At 36.3% G+C, this 19,195-nt stretch carries 15 protein-coding genes; 3 read left to right on the forward strand and 12 right to left on the reverse strand.

The genetic code is table 11. The features are described from left to right. Positions 1–263 precede the first annotated feature (263 nt). From F8153_RS00535 to F8153_RS00570, 9 genes are all read right to left on the reverse strand, one after another. A complete protein-coding gene (locus F8153_RS00535) occupies positions 264–686 on the reverse strand; it encodes a hypothetical protein (RefSeq protein ID WP_192929583.1) in 423 nt (140 codons plus the stop codon). A gap of 13 nt (positions 687–699) precedes the next feature. After that, positions 700–1,059: a hypothetical protein gene (locus tag F8153_RS00540; RefSeq protein WP_151864395.1), complete on the reverse strand. Its 360-nt coding sequence runs from the start codon at positions 1,057–1,059 to the stop codon at positions 700–702. Positions 1,060–1,069: 10 nt separating this feature from the next. Then, entirely contained in the window at positions 1,070–1,237 is a 168-nt protein-coding gene (locus tag F8153_RS15880) for a hypothetical protein (RefSeq protein WP_192929584.1), read from the reverse strand. A gap of 296 nt (positions 1,238–1,533) precedes the next feature. Continuing rightward, entirely contained in the window at positions 1,534–2,310 is a 777-nt protein-coding gene (locus F8153_RS00545; protein ID WP_151864396.1) for an ABC transporter permease, read from the reverse strand. Further along, positions 2,297–3,265 (reverse strand): ABC transporter ATP-binding protein, encoded by a 969-nt coding sequence (locus F8153_RS00550; RefSeq protein WP_151864397.1) that lies wholly within the window; start codon positions 3,263–3,265, stop codon positions 2,297–2,299. Before F8153_RS00550 ends, F8153_RS00545 begins: the two co-directional genes overlap by 14 nt. A gap of 105 nt (positions 3,266–3,370) precedes the next feature. After that, positions 3,371–3,820: a CBS domain-containing protein gene (locus tag F8153_RS00555; RefSeq protein WP_151864398.1), complete on the reverse strand. Its 450-nt coding sequence runs from the start codon at positions 3,818–3,820 to the stop codon at positions 3,371–3,373. A 284-nt stretch (positions 3,821–4,104) separates the two neighbouring features. Then, positions 4,105–7,683 carry a helicase-exonuclease AddAB subunit AddA gene (gene addA, locus F8153_RS00560; protein WP_151864399.1) on the reverse strand — a complete coding sequence of 1,193 codons (3,579 nt, stop codon included), beginning with the start codon at positions 7,681–7,683 and terminating at the stop codon, positions 4,105–4,107. Beyond that, positions 7,667–11,074: a helicase-exonuclease AddAB subunit AddB gene (addB, locus tag F8153_RS00565; RefSeq protein WP_151864400.1), complete on the reverse strand. Its 3,408-nt coding sequence runs from the start codon at positions 11,072–11,074 to the stop codon at positions 7,667–7,669. The genes addA and addB overlap by 17 nt, the downstream gene beginning before the upstream one ends. Positions 11,075–11,223: 149 nt before the next feature. Beyond that, entirely contained in the window at positions 11,224–12,192 is a 969-nt protein-coding gene (locus F8153_RS00570) for a 3'-5' exoribonuclease YhaM family protein (RefSeq protein ID WP_151864401.1), read from the reverse strand. A 179-nt stretch (positions 12,193–12,371) separates the two neighbouring features. On the opposite strand from F8153_RS00570, the gene F8153_RS00575 reads away from it, so the two are divergent. Beyond that, the gene (locus tag F8153_RS00575) at positions 12,372–12,929 is read left to right on the forward strand and encodes a rubrerythrin family protein (RefSeq protein ID WP_151864402.1); all 558 of its coding nucleotides are present in this window, start codon (positions 12,372–12,374) and stop codon (positions 12,927–12,929) included. A gap of 41 nt (positions 12,930–12,970) precedes the next feature. Here F8153_RS00575 and F8153_RS00580 read toward each other — a convergent pair whose 3' ends face one another. Further along, entirely contained in the window at positions 12,971–13,873 is a 903-nt protein-coding gene (locus F8153_RS00580; protein ID WP_330577582.1) for a phosphatidylserine decarboxylase, read from the reverse strand. A gap of 191 nt (positions 13,874–14,064) precedes the next feature. Beyond that, positions 14,065–14,832, reverse strand: a complete 768-nt coding sequence (locus tag F8153_RS00585; RefSeq protein ID WP_151864404.1) for a Yip1 family protein — start codon at positions 14,830–14,832, stop codon at positions 14,065–14,067. Positions 14,833–15,014: 182 nt separating this feature from the next. Between F8153_RS00585 and F8153_RS00590 the strand changes: the two genes are divergently transcribed. Both F8153_RS00590 and F8153_RS00595 read left to right on the forward strand, forming a co-directional pair. Then, positions 15,015–16,706 carry a 2-oxoacid:acceptor oxidoreductase subunit alpha gene (locus F8153_RS00590; RefSeq protein ID WP_151864405.1) on the forward strand — a complete coding sequence of 564 codons (1,692 nt, stop codon included), beginning with the start codon at positions 15,015–15,017 and terminating at the stop codon, positions 16,704–16,706. Next, positions 16,706–17,560, forward strand: a complete 855-nt coding sequence (locus F8153_RS00595; protein ID WP_151864406.1) for a 2-oxoacid:ferredoxin oxidoreductase subunit beta — start codon at positions 16,706–16,708, stop codon at positions 17,558–17,560. The genes F8153_RS00590 and F8153_RS00595 overlap by 1 nt, the downstream gene beginning before the upstream one ends. Positions 17,561–17,785: 225 nt before the next feature. On the opposite strand, the gene F8153_RS00600 is transcribed toward F8153_RS00595, so the two are convergent. Then, entirely contained in the window at positions 17,786–19,090 is a 1,305-nt protein-coding gene (locus F8153_RS00600) for a sensor histidine kinase (protein WP_151864407.1), read from the reverse strand. Positions 19,091–19,195 lie beyond the last annotated feature (105 nt).

The following is a 19,195-nucleotide window of genomic DNA, read 5'->3' on the forward strand; positions in this document are numbered from 1 at the left end:
TAAAGATCAAAAACTCTTAAATAACAAAAGCATTTCATGCGTTAATTTTCTATGGTTAAAATGCTTTTGTTTTCCAGAGAACCCATGCGTTCTCTAGGACACTTCGTTGTACTCTCCTTATTTTTATAAGGGGGTTACCCCCTTAAAATCCCCCATTTAATAGGAAAAAAGAGAACTCCTATTAAATAAAAAAGCCAGCCACCTTTCGTATATACATACGATTGGCTACTAGCTTCAACTAAGGTCCTTATTGAATTTCTAAATCAATTCCCTACTGATTTGGTTTTTAGAAGCTCTTCCTTTTTAAGATTGGTGACTGTGCCCACAACTTTCTTTAAGCCAACCCAAGCAAAGCATGAGATAGCCGCAATTGTTCCAAGCTTACCTCCAACACCTACATAGGCTTCACTGGTTAATATGAAAAGACTACCAGTAATTAAACCAACAATGGCCATTTCCCAAATCTTAGGTACATTCTTTACAGCAACCATACCTGCATAGGAGGCACAGGTAGCCACCACTGCTAATTTAACACCGATTTCCGGAAAAAAATGCGGAAATACTATCCCCGATATAAGAGTTACTAGAGCTGATCCAAATACTGCTCCTTTATTTAGCAATATGCTAATTGAATAGGCTGTTACACCAGCCATCACTGCAACAGCTATAATCATGAAGTTTTCCATAGAATATTACCTCCTACCCCAAAAAGCTTAATAGATTTTTTGCAATAATAGTTGCCAATGCCGCCGTAGTGCCACCCTTTCCACCGATACCAGCATATACTTCAGCAGTAATCACCAATAATATTCCAACGATTATACCTGCCCCAGTTGCCACCGCTATTGAAGGTAATACGGCAATTGAAGACATTCCAACAAAGGAGGCAGTATAGGCTGCTGCCGCCAGATGTCCTGGCAAAAGAATTGCTACTAAAACCCCTACTAATCCATTTGCAATAATTGCACCGTAACCCATTCCATGGTTCAAGTACCAAGTAATGTTTACACTAAGAATAGCCAATGCAAGTATATAGAGCTTATTTTTATCTATTTTCATCATAGTCCCCCTACTTCAGCAATTCCTTATAATGCTCTACCAATCCTACATAAAATAATCCTGCAATAGCTGCAATTGGCAACAGCATAAAAAAATCGATCTCTTTTAAAATAGTAGAAAGAATCAATCCAACTCCTGTTGCAACAAAGGCTACAAATCCTAATTTTTTTCTACTCATTTTAGTGCCCTCCATTAAGAATGTTTCTTAATTACATTCTATATTATTGATAATTTAATGTCAATGATTTCATTAAAACTGTTATTCTTTCTGTATATAAAAATTTTGTAATAAAATGATAATTTTGTTAGTATCTTTTATTTTCAATCACTATAAAATTTCACTAGGTTTTAATAATTTATTTATTTAAAATTTTCTCAATATTTATGAGATTTTATAGATAAATTTTTTGTTAATTTTTTAACATAATATACTAAAAAAGGGGTCACCCCTTCGAATTTAGACTATATAATCCTCTAATATTGTCCCAGCATTCCTCTTTTTAAAACCTGCATTTCAGCGATTTTATACCCATAGATCCCCACTACTAAATAAAAAATTGAATTAGCCAATAAAAATAACCAGTTATAAATACTAAAATCCCATAAAGAATACCCATTTCTCATGATATCCATAATCATTTCTCTGCCTTCAACAAATGGTAATAACCGTACAAAGGGTAATGAAGTTGGAGAAACGATCATAATCCCCACTAAAATAAATTGTGTTACCCCTAATAGGTTCTGGATTTTTTTAAATATTAAACCTAACCCAGCTAAAATTAATCCGATTCCATAGAGGCTAAAAAGGCCAATAAATAGGGTTATAAACACACTGATAAAGTCAAGATTCAGCGTTATACCAGTGACCTTAGTTTGAATTAGTATAATAACAACAAAAATAATGCTATAGATAATTGTTGATATCATATTCTTGCTAATTAACAACCATGTAAAGGGTACATCTGTCATATACAACTGTTCTAAGGTACCCTTTCTTGATTCATCAATAATAGCATGGGCTGTATCAGCAAAGGCTCCCATTGCTAAGAACCATAGAGCATAGCCTATTAAGAAACCCTCGAGACTATCCATTAAAGAGAAATTATTTTGACCTATTGATTTTGCCCCAGAAAACAATGCCATAAACATTAGTAAGAACATGCAAAGGCCAACCACGGTATTAAACCAGTATCTTTTTAACTCAATCCATTCCTTTTTACAAACAGCAATGAAACTATTAAAATACTTCATGGGTTCCAGCCTCCTTCAAAAGGTCTAAAAAAATCCCTTCTAGATTTTTTGTTACTCTATCAATGGAAATAAGTTTTATAGGAGCTTCTTTAATCATTTCAAAGATCCTAAAGAGCTCCGTAGCTTCATGAAGATGGATAATCATCTTAGAGTGATCTTCTCCCTCTTTTATTTCTAATTTAACTACAATTTTCTCCATCCCTGACATAAGGCTATTGTTTATTACACCTATATAGCTTATCTGATAGATATCGTTGTTAAAAACGGTTTTTAAATTTGATACTGTATCTTTGGCAATAATCTGACCTTCATTTATGATAACCAAGCGATCGCAGGTTTCCTCCACCACATTCATATCATGGGTACTAAGCAAGATGGTTTTACCTTCTTCCTTGGCTACAGATCTTAGGAGTTTTCGCATCTCATGGCTCATTGCTACATCTAATCCTAGGGTAGGCTCATCTAAAAGGACAATATCCTTATTGGTTATTAAAGAAATTGCTATTGCCACCTTCTGTTTCATGCCTCTAGAAAGCTTATTTACAACCTGATTCCGTTGTTCTTGTAATTGGAACTGCTGTAGCAGATACTCCTTCCTGTCTTTAATACTGCTTCTAGACATTCCATTAATTCCGGAAAAGAAGTCGAGATTTTCATCTACGGTCATTCTCCAGTAAATGTTCCTATTTCCTTCGAGTACTGCGCTGATATATTTTAAGCCCTTTCTCCTTTTACTTTTCATGGAATAGCCATTAACTAATACGTCTCCACCTTCGTAATCTAGCAGTCCACATATACACTTTATAATACTTGTTTTACCAGCTCCATTAGGACCTAGAAGACCGAATATTTCTCCAGTATTAACAGAAAAGGAAATATTGTCAACTGCTTTTTTTACAAATGACCCGTTGGAATAGACCTTTTCTAAATTTGAAATTTGCAAAATTTCCTTCATTTCCACAGCTCCTTACTGTTAAACCATATAATTCCACTGATTTTCAGCCTATTAATACCCCAACCCGTTGGGGTTGAGGTATTATCAACTCATATGAATGATGAATCATCCTTTAGAATAGGCTCTAATAATATCTCTACGGCTTACGATTCCCACTAGCCGTCCATCCTTCACTACAGGAACCCTATTAACCTTCTTATTGGTCATTAGGGTTGCAATTTCTTCCACTTCCTCATCTTCATCAACAGAAATCACATCAACAGTCATGATGTCTTCCACCTTATATCCAACCATTTTTCTCAATTGCTCATTGATGGTTTTAGGATTTTCTAAGAAAATATAACTATCTAATATTGTAAAATAGCTTGGTATTTGAAGCTTCTTGCTTCTGTAGATTAGGTCCCCCTCAGTAACAATACCCACAACTTTTTGATCCTCATCAATAACAGGTAAACCGCTAATGTTATGATCCATTAAAAGTTTTATTACATTTTCTACCGTGTCATCCTTCTTTACCGCAATAACTTCCTTCGTCATAATATCTTTCGCTAGCATCGTCTCACCCTCATTTCTATAAATAGTTTATATATTATAAGATACCCAAATTAAGAGAAGGCAATTAAAAAAAGCAAATTTAGAATGGAGAATGAAGAATGGAGAATATTTCAAACTAATAAATCAAGCCTTAAAGATTATAAGATTAATGGTGAATGTTGAATGTTGAATGTTGAATTGTAGAAGAAATTTGCTAATGCAAATTTCATTATTAATACTTATAATTCTTTAACTATTCAATGGTACTCTTATCTCATATCTATAATCTCTCATCTATAATCTATTTAATCCACCTTCACTGCCTTATCAATATCAAATAGATAAAGGTAACTTTCCTTTACATGAGTTCTAGAAATCTTTTCTATTGCCTCCTTATAAAGCAACAGCTGCTCCTTGTAATTAGCTACTATTACATCCTCCATCCCCTCTAGTATACGATCACTTTTATAATCTAGGAGTACTGCTTTGTCATCCTCTATGAAATAGCAATCTATTACTCCCTGAACTAGTAGATCCTCTTGGATGCTTATATCGGAAATGAAGTCTGCTGCCTTCATACGGAGATTAAAAGGCACCTCTCGATATATTTCTTCGGCATTCAACAGTCTTTTTCCTATCGGGCTGTCAAAAAACTTTACTAATCGTTCGACAAGAACCGACTTAGCCTCTACTTCAGTTAATAGCTCCCTCTTTACCATTCCATCTATCTGCCATAGTATATTCTCCATTGTTAAAGTAGCCTTTAAATCTAAATGCTGTAAAACAAAATGGAGGACTGTTCCCCTTTCTGCAGCAGTTAGAGAATCTTTTTCCTCAATAAATTTCGGAATCTTAATCAATGGTGGAATTTTATATCCCAAGGCTCCATCTTTATTTTGATGAAGTTTCTTTATATCTGTTACCGAAAGCTTTGAAGGAATCTTTATTGCATCTTTATTAGGGTATATCCAATCTAATCTTCTATAAATGTCTTCCTTAAAGTTAGAGCTCAGCCCTCGATTAAAATCATTCAGGTAGTCCAAAAGCTGATTTTTTTCAATATCTTTATGCTTTTTATCTATAATCACATCTCCACGATTATGGAACTCAATTAACCAATTTGATTCCTCATGGGGCAATACCCTTCCACTATCCTCCTTATTGGATAGCCTTCTTAATAGATGTCCATCAGGATGAATAAATAGAGGGCTAGCAATCCAATCTAGGGCGGTTTTGGCGGTTGCTCTGCCATATAGGCCTAAACCCCTACTCCAGCCCTCGCATTTCTTTTCAATATCCTTTACTGAGCCTACTAAAATCAGTTTATCCTTTGGTCTTGTTAAGGCTACATACAGAATCCGCATTTCCTCCGATAAGCTTTCTAATTTAATCCTTTCCTTCATTGCCAGCTTTGCTATGGTATCTCTAACCACCCTTAGCTGGTGATCAACGTAATCTGGCCCAAGACCTAAATCCTTATGAAGAAGTAACCTATTACTAGCATCCCTTAGATTAAATTGCTTCCCTAAGCCTGCAACAATCACCACTGGAAACTCCAATCCTTTACTTTTATGAACACTCATCAGTCTGATTACATCATCATTTTCACTAAGTATTTTTGCTGAGCCCATATCTCCCCTACTGTTTTGAAGCTTTTCAATAAAGGATATGAAATTAAATAGGCCCTTAATGGAGGTGTTTTGAAATTGGCTTGCCCGATCTAAAAACACCCGTAGGTTTCCTTGGCGTTGCTGTCCACCAGGCATAGCCCCAACATAATGGTAATACCCAGAATCTACAAAGAGCTTCCAAATGAACTCGTCCATCTTCATATATCTTGCTTCCTTACTCCAGTCTCCAATCCGCTGGAGAAAGGTAGATAGCTTAGTACTAAGGCTATCTTCTTCTTCTTTAATATATTTTTCTACAGCCTTAAAATAACTACCCTCCTTATACCTTGCCCTTACAGTGATAAGCTCATCAACACTGAATCCTCCTATTGGAGATCTCATTACACTGATTAGAGGTACATCCTGTCTTTTATTATCAAGAATCCTCAACAAACTTAGGAAAAGCTTCACCTCAATGGCATCAAAATATCCCGTGTTAATATCAGCATAGGATGGTAAGCCCTCCTCCATAAATACTTCTGTAAAGACCGATGCCCAATTACTGGTGGCCCTTAATAAGACTACGATATCTCGATATTGGGTTCTTCGAAATTCTCCCAATTGATCATCATAGATATTCTTTTGAAGGGCTTCTTTAATGGTCTTAGCTACTATTCTAGCTTCAACCTCAATATCCTCCAGTTCCTCAAGCTCATCTTCTAAAGCAAATTCCTCGGGGAGATTCTTCTCAATGATATGAAGTTGAAGGCTTGGTTCCTCAATAGTAGGAAACTCTCGCCCTGGATGCAAAGCCACATCATGGGTATAATCAATCTCTCCAATGGTTTTACACATGATACTCTTAAATATAAAATTCACCCCGGCCAATATTTCTGGGCGACTTCTAAAGTTTCTTGAAAGGTCTATCCTCTTATTGATCCCAGAATCATCGGCAGGGAAGCTATCATATTTTTCAATGAAAAGGGTTGGATCCGCCAGTCTGAATCGATAAATACTTTGTTTTACATCCCCTACCATAAATAAATTATTTTCTCTTTTAATTCTTCTGATGATGGTTTCTTGAACAATATTACTATCTTGATATTCATCAATAAAAATATAGCTAAAGGCCTGTCTATATTCCGACGCTACAAGGTCATCCTCTAATATTTCAAGGGTATAGTGCTCAAGATCATTAAAATCCAATATACCCTTTTGATTTTTCTTTTGTCTAAAACGGTTATGAAAGATATCTACCAATTGAGTTAAGTACTCCATCACTGGATATAGATCCTTTAAATCAGCAATTCTATCCTGAAGAGGTGCTTCAAAATAGGTAGATAATAATTTTTTAATGGTATCCTTGGATTTGTTTCTTAAGGACTTTACTTCCTCCTTCAAGGCTTCATCAAAATCCTTACTGGCCCTTGATAGGGTTTTATATTCTATAGCTTGTAGCCTAATAGAAAAATCCTCTAGCCTTAAGGTTACAGCCTCCATCAATTCCTCAACCTGCACAATATCATCCTCTATAGCCTCTAAATAAACATGGGGTCCAGCTGGATTCATGCAGATCTCCTTAGCTTCATAAAGTAGATCCAGTATCCCCTTCAATTGAATTTCAATCCCAGTTTTAATGGTCTTTCCCCACAGGCTCTCTTCAAAATCTTCAACATCCATCATAAAATCCTGGGTCTTTTCCTCTAGCCATTTTATTGGGTAGGGCTGACTTTGAATAAATTGATGAAGCTTCATAATCAATTGCTGGAGTTCGGCATCGTCTTTGCTTCCCCCAAAGGCTTCAACTAAATTGAAAAAGGTTTCTTCTCCCTTCATATATTCTTCTTCAATGAGATCCTCCATGATTTCTTGCTGAAGAATTAAAGTCTCGGTGGTATCAGCAATTCTAAAGGATGGATCTATATCTACAGCATGGAAATGCTTCTTTACCACCTGGATACAGAAGGAGTGAAGGGTTGCAATGGTGGCTTTATTCAATAGGGTAAGCTGCTTTCTTATATGGGGGTCCTTATCTCCCTCCTTCTCTAGGGCACCTAGGATGGCTTTAGCAATTCTTTCCCTCATCTCACCAGCTGCAGCATTGGTAAAGGTTACGATCAGCATTTCATCAATATGAATCTTATCTTCAATAATCAGCTTAATGATCCTTTCCACCAACACTGCTGTCTTACCAGAGCCTGCCGCTGCCGACACCAAAAGATTCTGGCCCCTATTGTTTATGGCTTCCTGCTGTTGCTTAGTCCATCTTGTCATTGTCTTCCCCCTCCCTTCTTTTTGAAATCCTATCAATAATTTCCTCATCCTTTAGATCCTTTAAAACTCTATATTGATTATTTTCTAAGGTCTTATCAAACTGACATATGGAACTATATTGACAATAGTTACAGAAGGGGATCTTCCCTCTTTTGCAGGGTTCTATAGCAACCCTTCCCTTCATAATTTCTCCTGCAATATCCTCAATCACCTGTCGAACATGGGTTAAAACCTTCTTAAAATCCTCATGGGATAGCACAGAAGAGTTTTTGGATATTTCATCTCCCTTATTCAAACCAACGGGTATTACATCAGAAGATTTGTTTATCTCTCGGTCTATTTCCTTTATGATATTAATGTCCTTTATTACCATGCCCTTCATTTTCAGCTCTTTATTAATGGCCCTTTCTATAGATTCAACCCCTCTTTCAGTGGTTCTAATGAGGGGATCATCAATCTTGAAGTAAAAAACCCCAGCTGGATGAATTTTGTCCCTTTTCAAGAAATTCGACATGGATAATAACACATCCAGATAAACCATCAGCTGTAACTGTAGGCCATAATATACCTCCGTCAACTGAAAGTCCTTGTTACCTGATTTGTAATCAATAATCTTTACATGGCTTCCATTTTCATCCTCATAGAAGTCCACTCGATCAATTCTTCCCTCCAAATGGATTTCTTCCCCTGAAGGTAGCTTCATCACCATCGGAGGAAGGATTCCCCCCTTGCCAAAGGTGATCTCATGACCAAAGGGTATAAAGCCTCCCTTTTTCAAGTGGCAGGTTAATGTCCATAAAGCCCTTCTGCTAATTCGCTTTAACCTTTTAATAAGGTATTGATATCTATGGCTACTGTAGAGGATGCCATTCTGAAAATTCTCTGCCATATCATCGATAATTTCATCCACCAATTGGTGGCAGCAATCTTGATCTATTTCATGCCATAGATGACCTCTATTGATAATTTCCTTTTCAAAGGTTTCCATGGTCTGATGGAAGATAATTCCCATATCAGGGCTATTGATTTCATAAACCCTTCGATCAGTAGGCTTCAGCCCATAAGCTACAAAATGGGAAAAGGGACATCCGGCATATCTTTCAAGTCTAGAAACACTGGTATATAAAAGATTGGTATAAAGCTCCTTAGCCTTTTCTCCATTAATATAATCCACTTGATTATCATGGAACAGTGCCTCTACAGCCCTTTGCCGTTTGTCTTGCCAAAGAGGATTTTCAAAATACCACTGATATACATCCCACCAAATATCCTCAAAGCCCTTACGATCAATTAATAATCTTAGGTTTTCGATTAAATACTTAAAGGTGCTTTGAGGAGATGCGATTAGTTGTAGCTGTTGTGAAAGACTATTCACTACGTCACTATGGACCTTTAACCTAGGATACAGCTTCTTAAAAGTATCCATCAAAATAGATGGTCTGAGGGCCCGCCCCTCTTGGTCTGCTAGGGCATAGCTGATCCATAGATATTGACTGGCCTTGGTTAAAGAGGCATATATATTAAACTTTTCTTCATATAGATGGCTATCGGGTTGATGTCCAAACTCAAAGCCTACCTCCATCAGTAGGCTACGCTCTTGATGGTTTAATAAACCCTCGTCTTCTCCAATGGAAGGTATGATTCCATCATTTACTCCAATTAAGAATAATGCCTTAATATCATGGCTTCTGGACCTTTGAATATTACCAATGAGGACCTCGTCAATGGTTGAAGGAATTACCCCAATTTCTGTAGAGGAAAAACCTGACTCCAGAATGTCTCTATACTCCTTTATGGTAATCTCTTCTTCCCCTAAAATTTCATTTAACTGATCTAATATTTCCATTAAGGTATTCCAAATTTGAGTATTTTCATTAACATAATCGAATAAACCCTTTTCCTTTAGAGTTTCTATCCAGCTATTGAGCTTATCCTCAATTTTTAGATCCTTTAGAAAATAGTATAATCCCTTAGATAATTCACTAATTTTCCCCTTGCTGCCTAAAGTCTCTACCAGGTTAATGATGGGCTTCATACATAGCTTACGACTGTTTTCAATTTCCACTAAGTCATAGTCTCCTTCGTATTGAAACTCCTTTGTCCACTTTTTACCCTTAATACCATACTGTAGGCAGTAGTTTTCTAGTTCCTCCCATTGATCTCTAGGCAAATCACTAAAACCTGTTCTAAGGTATCTGAAAACATCATGGTGACGATAGCCTCCAATACAGATATCTAAAACTGAAAGGATCAGTTGAATGATTGGATGATCATCTATATTTCTTTTCTCATCAAGAAAATAGGGTATTTGGTATTCTTGAAAAGCGCTTTTTAATACCATTTGATAGTCCCCTATGGAACCTCCAACTACGGCGATATCCCTCCAGCGATAGCCTTTGTCTCTAACCAGCCTGATGATTTCTGCTGCTACATTTTCAACTTCAGCAAATCTATTGGAGGCAGCAAATCCCTTGATGAAATCAATATCCTCCCTATATTGGTTGAAGGGATAGGCATATAGTTCTTCCTCTAGGTGGATTAATTCTGGGGTTTTCAAGCTCCTTACATACTGATTTCCTTCTAGGGAAAGCTTTACAATTTCTTGTGGAAGCTTAAGTCCATTTGCTACAGCTCTAATTTTGTTGAAGGTCTGTTTCGTTAGCTGAAAGAGGTCTCCGTCCCTCTCCTCATCCTTAGGGTCCATCGTCAAAAGGATATTCAGCTGTTGGCTTTTCTTCATAAGCTTTTCCAGAATTCTAATGGTTTGAGGAGTAAACTGATAAAAACCGTCCACCCAAATGATGGCATCATCAAATAGATTGGTGTTATCAAGATTTGCAATAAGTAGGTTTATATGGTCTTCAGTATCTATATATTTATTCTCTAAATAAGCATTAAAGGCTTCATAAATAACCGTAATATCCGAAAGCTTAAGCTTTAAAATACCCTCCTCCTTCATGGCCTCAAGCTGCTGCTTAAGATGGGAAGCCTGAATATCCTGCTGTTTCATTTCTGTAATCACCCTATTAAGCTTTTCAACAAAGCCTGGTTGTCTTGCTGTCTTTTTATATATGCTTAAGTCCTTCTCCATCTGAAGGATGAGCTTTCTTAAAATCATGTTCTTTCCAATTTCGTTGATATGTATCCTAGTTAAACCACCCGTCTCATTAAGAACTCTATAGGCTAAACGGGTAAAGCTTAAAACCTCAATCCCCATGATACCTTCAAGATTCCCCTTTGTTATAAGGTCCCGTTCTGCCTGCAGGGTAAATTGTTCAGGTACAATAAGATAGAGCTTTTTGTGGTTTTCTTCAATTTTCTTCTTGATTTCTGTATACATATGGTGGCTTTTACCGACCCCACTACGACCAATGATAAATTGAATACCCATTAAGTCACCTCCAGCTAAATTACTATAAGTGAATTATATCATAGCCAAGCTATTAAAGTGAATTTTCCATATAATAGAGGGCTTAGGAATCAGGTTAATAGAAGAACCTCCATAGAATTTCATCTGGAGGTCCTGATTATTTTATTGAATTAACCCTTTTTATAATATTCTGTTCCCATATTCCAAAGCCTTCCCGTGAAGCTTTCCTCGTTGTTTCCATCCTCACTCATAAAGGATTGAATACTTTCAACATCCCCCGACATGATATCCGCATGATGAAGGATCTGAGCCTCAACTGTCTTAGGTAATACCGGCGAGCCAAATTCCAGTTTACCATGATGGCCTAAGATCCCATTCAGTATGATAAGCTTATCCTCCTCATCAAAATCTGCAATTTCCTTCATAACATTAAGGGTTTTATGGGCTCCCATAAAGATGTGTCCCAGCATTGTTCCTTCTTCAGTAAAACCTGATTCTGGTAGAGGCTTATACTCAAATATCTTGGCCCAATCATGAAGGAATCCCATCACGATAAGTCTTTCGATTTGTCTATCTGTTAGCCTTTTGGTTGTTGCAACGGTATAGGAAAATTTTAGTACCTCCAATACATGTTGTAGCAAGCCATGATAAAAGTTGTGATGAACCCTGCGGGCTGCTGGGTATGTAGAAAATCTTTCGTAATGATCATCTGAAAAAATCATAAGATCTAATAGCAACCTTAAATGAGGACTTTGAACCTTATCATAAAAAAACTGTAGTCCCTTCTTCATGGAATCAATACCCCAGTCGCTGGTTGGTATTAGGCTTCGGATGTTTACTTCCCCTTCCTTAGCCCTCTCCATCTCCTTTATGGTAAGTTGAATACTTCCTTGATACTCTCCCACCACAGCTTTAATCTTTACAGCTTCATTAGCCTTTAGAGATAACAAAAAATTTTCATTTTCATCAACCTCCCAGCACTTGGCCTCAATTTTTTTGGATGCATCCTGTAGGGATAAATCGGCATATTTTTTTTCGTTTTTTGTAAGTTTTAGCTTAATTTCAGTAATTAAAACTATTGCTTCTATTTGATCGTTAATATTTCCCTTATTGATTTCACTTAGTTTATTAATAAGCATGGAGCACCTCCTATAATTATAATCCTATGTATATTTTATATGAGTACTTATAAACTTTCTATAAAAAAAGAATAATTCCTATACATTTTTTATTTATCTGTTTAGTAAAATTAAAGGTGGGTATTTATAGCATGGACTGAAAGTCCCTACAAATTAATAGTAGCTAGGAGGAATTATTTATGAATAGTATGACAGCATCAAACTTAAAATCAGCCTTTGGTGGAGAAAGCATGGCATCTATGAGATATTTACAATGGGGGGCCTTCGCAAAGAAGGAGGGCTTTAAAAATGTAGCAAACCTTTTCGAAGCAGTTGCCTATGCGGAAAGGGTTCATGCAGGTAATCACTTTCGAGAGCTTAGAAATGAAGTGGGCGAAGCATCTGTTACCGCAGGAGCTGGTTTTGGAATGACTACAACCTCTGAAAATCTTCATGGGGCAATAGAAGGTGAGAACTATGAGATCCAACAAATGTATCCTTCCTTCTTATCGGTAGCCGATATGCAAAAGGAAAAGGGAAGCATTCGCTCCTTCCAATTCGCATTAGAAGCAGAAAAGTGTCATTCAGAGCTTTTCACTAAAGCGAAAGAAGATGTAGACAATGGGAAAGACTTTACTGAAAATACAGTTCATGTCTGTGATATTTGTGGATATACTCTAACAGGTGAATTAGAGGAAGATTGCCCAATTTGCAAAGCTAGAGTAGAGATGTTTACCACCTTTGTAACGGCTGAATAACAAATCAATAGATATATGGAGAGATGGCCAAAAGGCCATCTTTAGTTTTTTTGCTTTTTCTTAGCAATTCCCTCACCCATTAATATCTTGGTTTCATAACCCTTTTCTGTGTTTTCTATTAAATCTTTATCGATCTTTACTACATCCTTCTTTAAGAATAATATCGTTGTGGATCCACCGAATTTGAAGTAACCCTTCTCTTCGCCCTTTTTTACCATATCATTCCCCTTATAGGTTTGTATTATGGAGCCTACACAGGTGGCTCCCACTTCAATTAGAAGAATATCGTCAAAGTTTTGAGACTTAAACAAAGTTATTTCCCGTTTGTTTTGACAGTAAAGCCTAGCTATTTTACTTAAGGCCAATGGATTAACAGAATAATAATGGCCCTCAATCTTTTTAGCCTCCATTGGTATTCCAGCATCAGGAAAATGAAAACGATGATAATCTGAGGGGTTAAGCCTAACTATGATACAGCTACCTCCTTGATATTCACGGGCCAAGCTTTCATCACCTACCAATTCTTTAAGGGAATAATGAAAACCCTTAACCTGAACCACCTGATTGATGTCTATATCCTCATAGGCTAAAACCCTTCCATCGGCGGGCGATATCAATACTTCATCCATATTATTCATGGGTCTTGCCCCATCCCTTAATCTGCGTATAAAAAACTCGTTAAAGCTTTTATAATCTTCAACTCTCTCCAGCAAAGCCTCTTCAATATCAATTTCAAGCTCCTTTATATAGGAAGGTATCCGTCTTCTACTAAAAGCGGTATCCATATATAAACCCACCATTCGTGAAAAGACCCTCCGCTTAAGAAAAACCTCCAAAAGGCTCCTCCCTATTTTATTTTCATAGGACCACCTAAGCAGTCCTCCTCCAGCTACAGTTTCCTTTATTAGCTTACCATTTCTTCTATCCATATAGCGTATATCCACAAACATCCTCCTTTATATAAAAATTCTCCATAGGAATCATTATTTTATTTCTATCTTATTATACCGATTATTTAATAATAATTAAAGGTAGCTAAAAGGAAACTACTTTATTAAATAAAAAGAACATGAGGGTTTTCAACAGTGTTTATTTTGTCGAAAACCAACATATTCTAAATCGGCAACATAATCTCTTATATTAATCTTAAAGCCAAAGAAAAAATTGTTGTAACCACTAGATATCCTAAGGAAATTAGAGAAGCCTTTTTCATCGAGATTTTAAAAACATAGGTTAATCCAATGGCAACATAGAATAGGTATAGCAGACTAAAGACTTCAATTTTAGACAATAGCAGATATACTATGGAAGTACTTTCAATTTCAAGATTCAATATACCAATTAAAGAGATTAAAGAAGTATGTACTATCGTACTTCCAGTAATGAGTGTAATGATTGTTCTAATCCCTTCCCCCAATAAAATAATGATTGAAGAAAATGCTGTTATGGCTAAAATTCCTTTAAATCTTCCCTTAGCCTTGGTAATAAGAGCTATAATATACACAATTACTGATGTAAAAAACCAGGTAGCTATTGGAGCAATAAAGGCACCAATAAACCCACCAATGTACATAGTTGTCATAACAAAATCAGGAATCTCAGTAATACCCTGTTGAGCATAGATTTCTTCCATTGCTACTTTCTGTTCTTCTATAATAAGACCCATCTTAGGAACAAACATCATCACATATAGAAGAGAAATAATAAATATTGGGTAAATAATCGGTCTTATTGATAGATCCTTCATGGTTTTTGATGGTTCTGAAAAGAAGTAAATTAATTTTTGTCCTAAGGTTAACTTCTCCTCATCCTCAAGGATGACATCCTCTATATTTTCCCTTTCTTCAGAAACTTCCCCCTCTTGCAATTCTTCCGACTGATTCATTTGTTGATTTTCACTCATTTTTAAAACCCCCTGTTCTAACAAAGTTTTCCATTAGATTATATCATGAATTATGTTCATATAAATAGACTTTTTAAATATCAGTATATAATTTGTGAAATATTATATACAATTGATTAATAACAGTATTAGTGAGGTAGTAATAGTATAGATAAAATAAATAATTGACAGGGAGTGACACTATGGTAAATAACATAACAATTCTCATGGGGGGAATTCAGGGAGAAGGTGTTGTCAGCGCTGGTATAAACCTAATGAAAACCCTTTCAAAGCTAGGCTATTATACCTATGGCTGTAGAAGCTTTTCCTCTAGAATTAAGGGTGGTAATAACACCATCACCCTTCATGCCAGCACTGAAAAAATCCTATGTATACCTGATAAATCAGATATCATTATAGCTTTTGATGATGAAACGATACCTCAAAATATCGATAAATTAAAAGAAGATGGACTCATTCTTTATGATAGTACCCTTAAGGATGATGGCTATAAAGATTATAAATCAACTCCCCTTCCTATGACGGAAATCGCAAAAACTGCAGGCTCTACAATAATGAAAAACACCTGTGGCATGGCCTTTATTGGAAGAATCTTAGGAATAGACCGTCTTATTTTTGAAGAGTCTATTAAAGAAAAGTATGCAAAGAAGGCAGACTCTATCATCACTCAAAACTTAAAGGCCCTTGAGTTGGTATATAATCATAGCATCGATATTCAAATGGATCATTTAATCCTTACTGGGGGTGATGGATTTTCTCGGCCTCTAATGATTGGAAATGAAGCCATAGCCCTTGGAGCATTAATGGCAGAATGTCGTTTTATGGCTGCGTATCCCATAACTCCTGCATCAGAAATTATGGAGTACTTAGGTAATCTTCTTCCACGCTATGGGGGAGTGATGATGCAGGTGGAGGATGAAATTGCAGCAGTAAATATGGTTATAGGAGCATCCTACGCTGGAACCAGAGCTATAACAGCTACATCTGGTCCGGGTCTTTCTTTAATGCAAGAGGGTATCGGTTTAGCATCTATGACAGAAACTCCCTTAGTGATTGTTGATTCCCAAAGGGTGGGGCCCAGTACTGGATTACCAACAAAGCATGAACAAAGCGATTTGTATTCCCTTTATTATGGTGGTCATGGTGAGTATCCTTCTATTATTTTAGCACCGGCTTCAGTGGAGGATTGCTATTATGATACCATTAGGGCCTTTAATTTAGCAGACGAGTATCAATGCCCGGTGATTATTCTATCGGATCTATCCCTTAGTCTATCCCCTCAAACAATCGATCCTCTTACCTATAATGAAGATATCATCAATAGAGGAAAACTAATGGATAAAGGAAGGGAGAACTTTGAAGCCTTTTCCTTTACCGAGGATGGGATTTCACAAAGAGTTCTACCAGGGACCGTAGGGGGAGAACATCATGTTACTGGCCTAGAACATAATCAGTTGGGGCTACCCTCAAATGATTCAGTCAATAGGAGGAAGATGATGGATAAAAGATTTAAAAAAATCCAGCCCCTTGAATCTTTACAGGAAGTTTGCCTTACAAAGAACCATAAGGAATCGGTATTGCTACTAACCTTTGGTTCTAATTATGGAATTGTCAAGGAGGCAGTTGAACTGGCGGGAAATAAATATGACTATGGTTACATAAAGGTTATTAAGCCCCTTCCTAAGGACCAATTAAAGGACCTACTGGATACTTATAAAAAGGTTATTATAATCGAGAACAATTTCCATGGCCAACTGGCAAAAATTATCATTGGCCAGCTAGGTTATAAAGATAAAATCTCAAGTATTCATAAATATGATGGGAGTCCCTTTACTCCCTTTGAAATACTCGAAGAGCTGGGAGGTTTGATATAATGTCCGCAACAAAAGATTATAGCAATAATGTTAACCCAACCTGGTGTCCCGGATGTGGTCATTTTTCTATACTGAGGGCCTTGCAAATTGCAGCTTCACGATTGGAAATCCCAAAGGAAAGTCTGGTATCAGTCTCAGGAATCGGCTGCTCAGGCAGGTTATCAGGATATATGAGCTCCTATGGCTTCCATGGCATTCATGGGAGATCCCTACCCATTGCTCAAGGAATTAAGTTATCCAATAAAGACCTAACGGTGGTTGCCTCCGGTGGGGATGGAGATGGATTTGCAATTGGCTTAAGTCATACCCTTCACGCTATAAGACGAAATATTGATATGACTTATGTTGTTATGAACAATCAGGTATATGGTTTAACTAAGGGGCATACCTCTCCCCTTAGTGATGTTGGTTTTGTTACCAAGAGCACACCCTACGGTGCAATTGATTCTCCCATACGCCCAGGGATATTAACCTTATCCAGTGGCGCTACCTTCTTTGCCCAAGGCTTCTCAGCCTTTCAAGAGGAGCTGGTGGAGATCATCATTAAAGCCATTCAACATAAGGGTTTTTCTTTAGTGAATGTCTTTAGTCCATGTGTTACCTATAATAAAGTTAATACCTATCAATGGTTTAGACATCAATTGGTGAATCTTCAGGAAGACGAGAATTATAATCCAAATGATTTGCAGGGAGCCTTTAATACTTTGCTAAATACCAATGGTTTATGTACAGGTTTGGTTTATCAAAGGGTAGATTCCGAAGGTCGGTCTGAAACCAACGATACTCCTTTGTCGAAGCTGGACTTAAAGATTACTGAGGAGGAATTCAATAGATTGATGAATGCTTTTAAATAGGTCTAAAGAAAGAGTAGAGAATAAATTCTCTGCTCTGAGGTTGTCGAAGAAGTCGACATAAATCAGACTGTTCAAAAGCTGTTAGAGTCGAGACGCAAGGAAACCCAGCGGTTGCAGCGTATACAAAAATACGCAAGAGTGCTGGGTTTTTGCAGCAACAAAGAATATGATAGTTTTTCAACAGTCTGAGAGTAGAGAATAAATTCTCTGCTCTTAGCTTTTTTTTTATAAGGGAAGCTTAATATGAACCTCAAAGATTTTCCCTAAATCCTTAATATCTATTAAACCTTTATATTTAGCAACCACCTGCTTTACATTATATAACCCGAACCCATGATTTTCCCAATCTCCTTTTGAGGTTTTGCTTTTTCCCTCACTTTCTTGATAGGTTTCAGTATCTGGCTTGCTATTTTGAATACAAACACTTAAAAAACCTTCCTCTTGAACTAAGCTGGCCTTAATACTACGTAAATTTATCCCGATTTTCTTATTGGCTTCTATTGCATTATCCAGGAGGTTTCCTAAAATAATTGACAAATCTATATAATCGTAGGGTAAATCATCGTCTAAGCTCACATCTAATTCTATGGGAATATTTATTTCTCTAGCCCTTTCCTTCTTTATACTTACAATAGCATGAATAACTGGATGTTTAACATCCATTAAGCTATCAATGGTACTATTTTTTTCCCCTAAGGAGAGGATGAACTTCTTTGCTTCTTGAATTTTATCAAGTTGAATCATTCCATAGATGGTGGTTAAGTGATTATTAAAATCATGTCGTTGGGCCTTCATTGTAGTTAAGACCTGTTGTAAGTTTTCAAAGTATGCCCTTTGATTTTGATACTCCTTCTCTCTAACTCTCCATAAAAGCTCCTGTTGACTTTGTTCCATAAGCCTTTTCATCAGCATAAATACCAACCAACTGAAAACAATAGCTCCGACAGCCATCCCTATAATACTTATATAATCAAAGATGGAATCAATTTGTAGATTAAAGAAAAGAATAAAGGTCATATAAATGATAATAAGATTGAAAAATAGTATAACTGTTAATGGGTACATACTTCTTCCATTCAGAAACCCTTTGATATTGATTCTACTAATTATATAACGAATAACTAAAAAATATAGTACTTTAGTAATAAGTATACCTACTAGCTTATATATTGATACTTCTAATATATCATTAGAGCTTATAGATAAGGAAAATACCATAATGATAAGGGTCACCATCTCTATTATAAACATAAGGGCAGTTGCTACGAAGGATATCAGCAAGCTATTAATAATCTCCACTTTCGAAATGAATGAGAATAGGATTGCAGTCAAAGTAATTATTATAAAGAATACCCACATGATGGCCAAGCCAAAATATGTATTATTGAAGGTATTAATGAGTACCAAAATTAGTATACCAAGTATAAGATTGCTTCTTTTCACCTTTGGCTTAAATACTGTGAGTAAAAAGTAAAAAACTAAGGATACATCTATTAAGTTTGTAAGAAAATTCATCAAAACTTCCCTCATTATCTAACCCCCACATTTAAGATATTATACATTTTTCGACATTTTTTCCTTTTTTCCTCCATTTTCATGATAATATTTTCATCATTAAACCAAAGAAAAATACCA

This window comes from Alkaliphilus serpentinus (genome assembly GCF_009017255.1).
In the GTDB taxonomy this organism is placed as follows: Bacteria; Bacillota; Clostridia; order Peptostreptococcales; family Natronincolaceae; genus Alkaliphilus_D; species Alkaliphilus_D serpentinus.

Bases quoted from the DNA above. Each gene is read 5' to 3' on its own strand.
- F8153_RS00550 (WP_151864397.1), bottom strand. From the start codon at position 3,265: ATGAAGGAAATTTTGCAAATTTCAAATTTAGAAAAGGTCTATTCCAAC.
- F8153_RS00590 (WP_151864405.1), top strand. From the start codon at position 15,015: ATGGTAAATAACATAACAATTCTCATGGGGGGAATTCAGGGAGAAGGT.
- addB (WP_151864400.1), bottom strand. From the start codon at position 11,074: ATGGGTATTCAATTTATCATTGGTCGTAGTGGGGTCGGTAAAAGCCAC.
- F8153_RS00595 (WP_151864406.1), top strand. From the start codon at position 16,706: ATGTCCGCAACAAAAGATTATAGCAATAATGTTAACCCAACCTGGTGT.
- F8153_RS00540 (WP_151864395.1), bottom strand. From the start codon at position 1,059: ATGAAAATAGATAAAAATAAGCTCTATATACTTGCATTGGCTATTCTT.
- F8153_RS00535 (WP_192929583.1), bottom strand. From the start codon at position 686: ATGGAAAACTTCATGATTATAGCTGTTGCAGTGATGGCTGGTGTAACA.
- F8153_RS00555 (WP_151864398.1), bottom strand. From the start codon at position 3,820: ATGCTAGCGAAAGATATTATGACGAAGGAAGTTATTGCGGTAAAGAAG.
- addA (WP_151864399.1), bottom strand. From the start codon at position 7,683: ATGACAAGATGGACTAAGCAACAGCAGGAAGCCATAAACAATAGGGGC.
- F8153_RS15880 (WP_192929584.1), bottom strand. From the start codon at position 1,237: ATGAGTAGAAAAAAATTAGGATTTGTAGCCTTTGTTGCAACAGGAGTT.
- F8153_RS00545 (WP_151864396.1), bottom strand. From the start codon at position 2,310: ATGAAGTATTTTAATAGTTTCATTGCTGTTTGTAAAAAGGAATGGATT.
- F8153_RS00575 (WP_151864402.1), top strand. From the start codon at position 12,372: ATGAATAGTATGACAGCATCAAACTTAAAATCAGCCTTTGGTGGAGAA.
- F8153_RS00570 (WP_151864401.1), bottom strand. From the start codon at position 12,192: ATGCTTATTAATAAACTAAGTGAAATCAATAAGGGAAATATTAACGAT.
- F8153_RS00600 (WP_151864407.1), bottom strand. From the start codon at position 19,090: ATGAGGGAAGTTTTGATGAATTTTCTTACAAACTTAATAGATGTATCC.
- F8153_RS00585 (WP_151864404.1), bottom strand. From the start codon at position 14,832: ATGAGTGAAAATCAACAAATGAATCAGTCGGAAGAATTGCAAGAGGGG.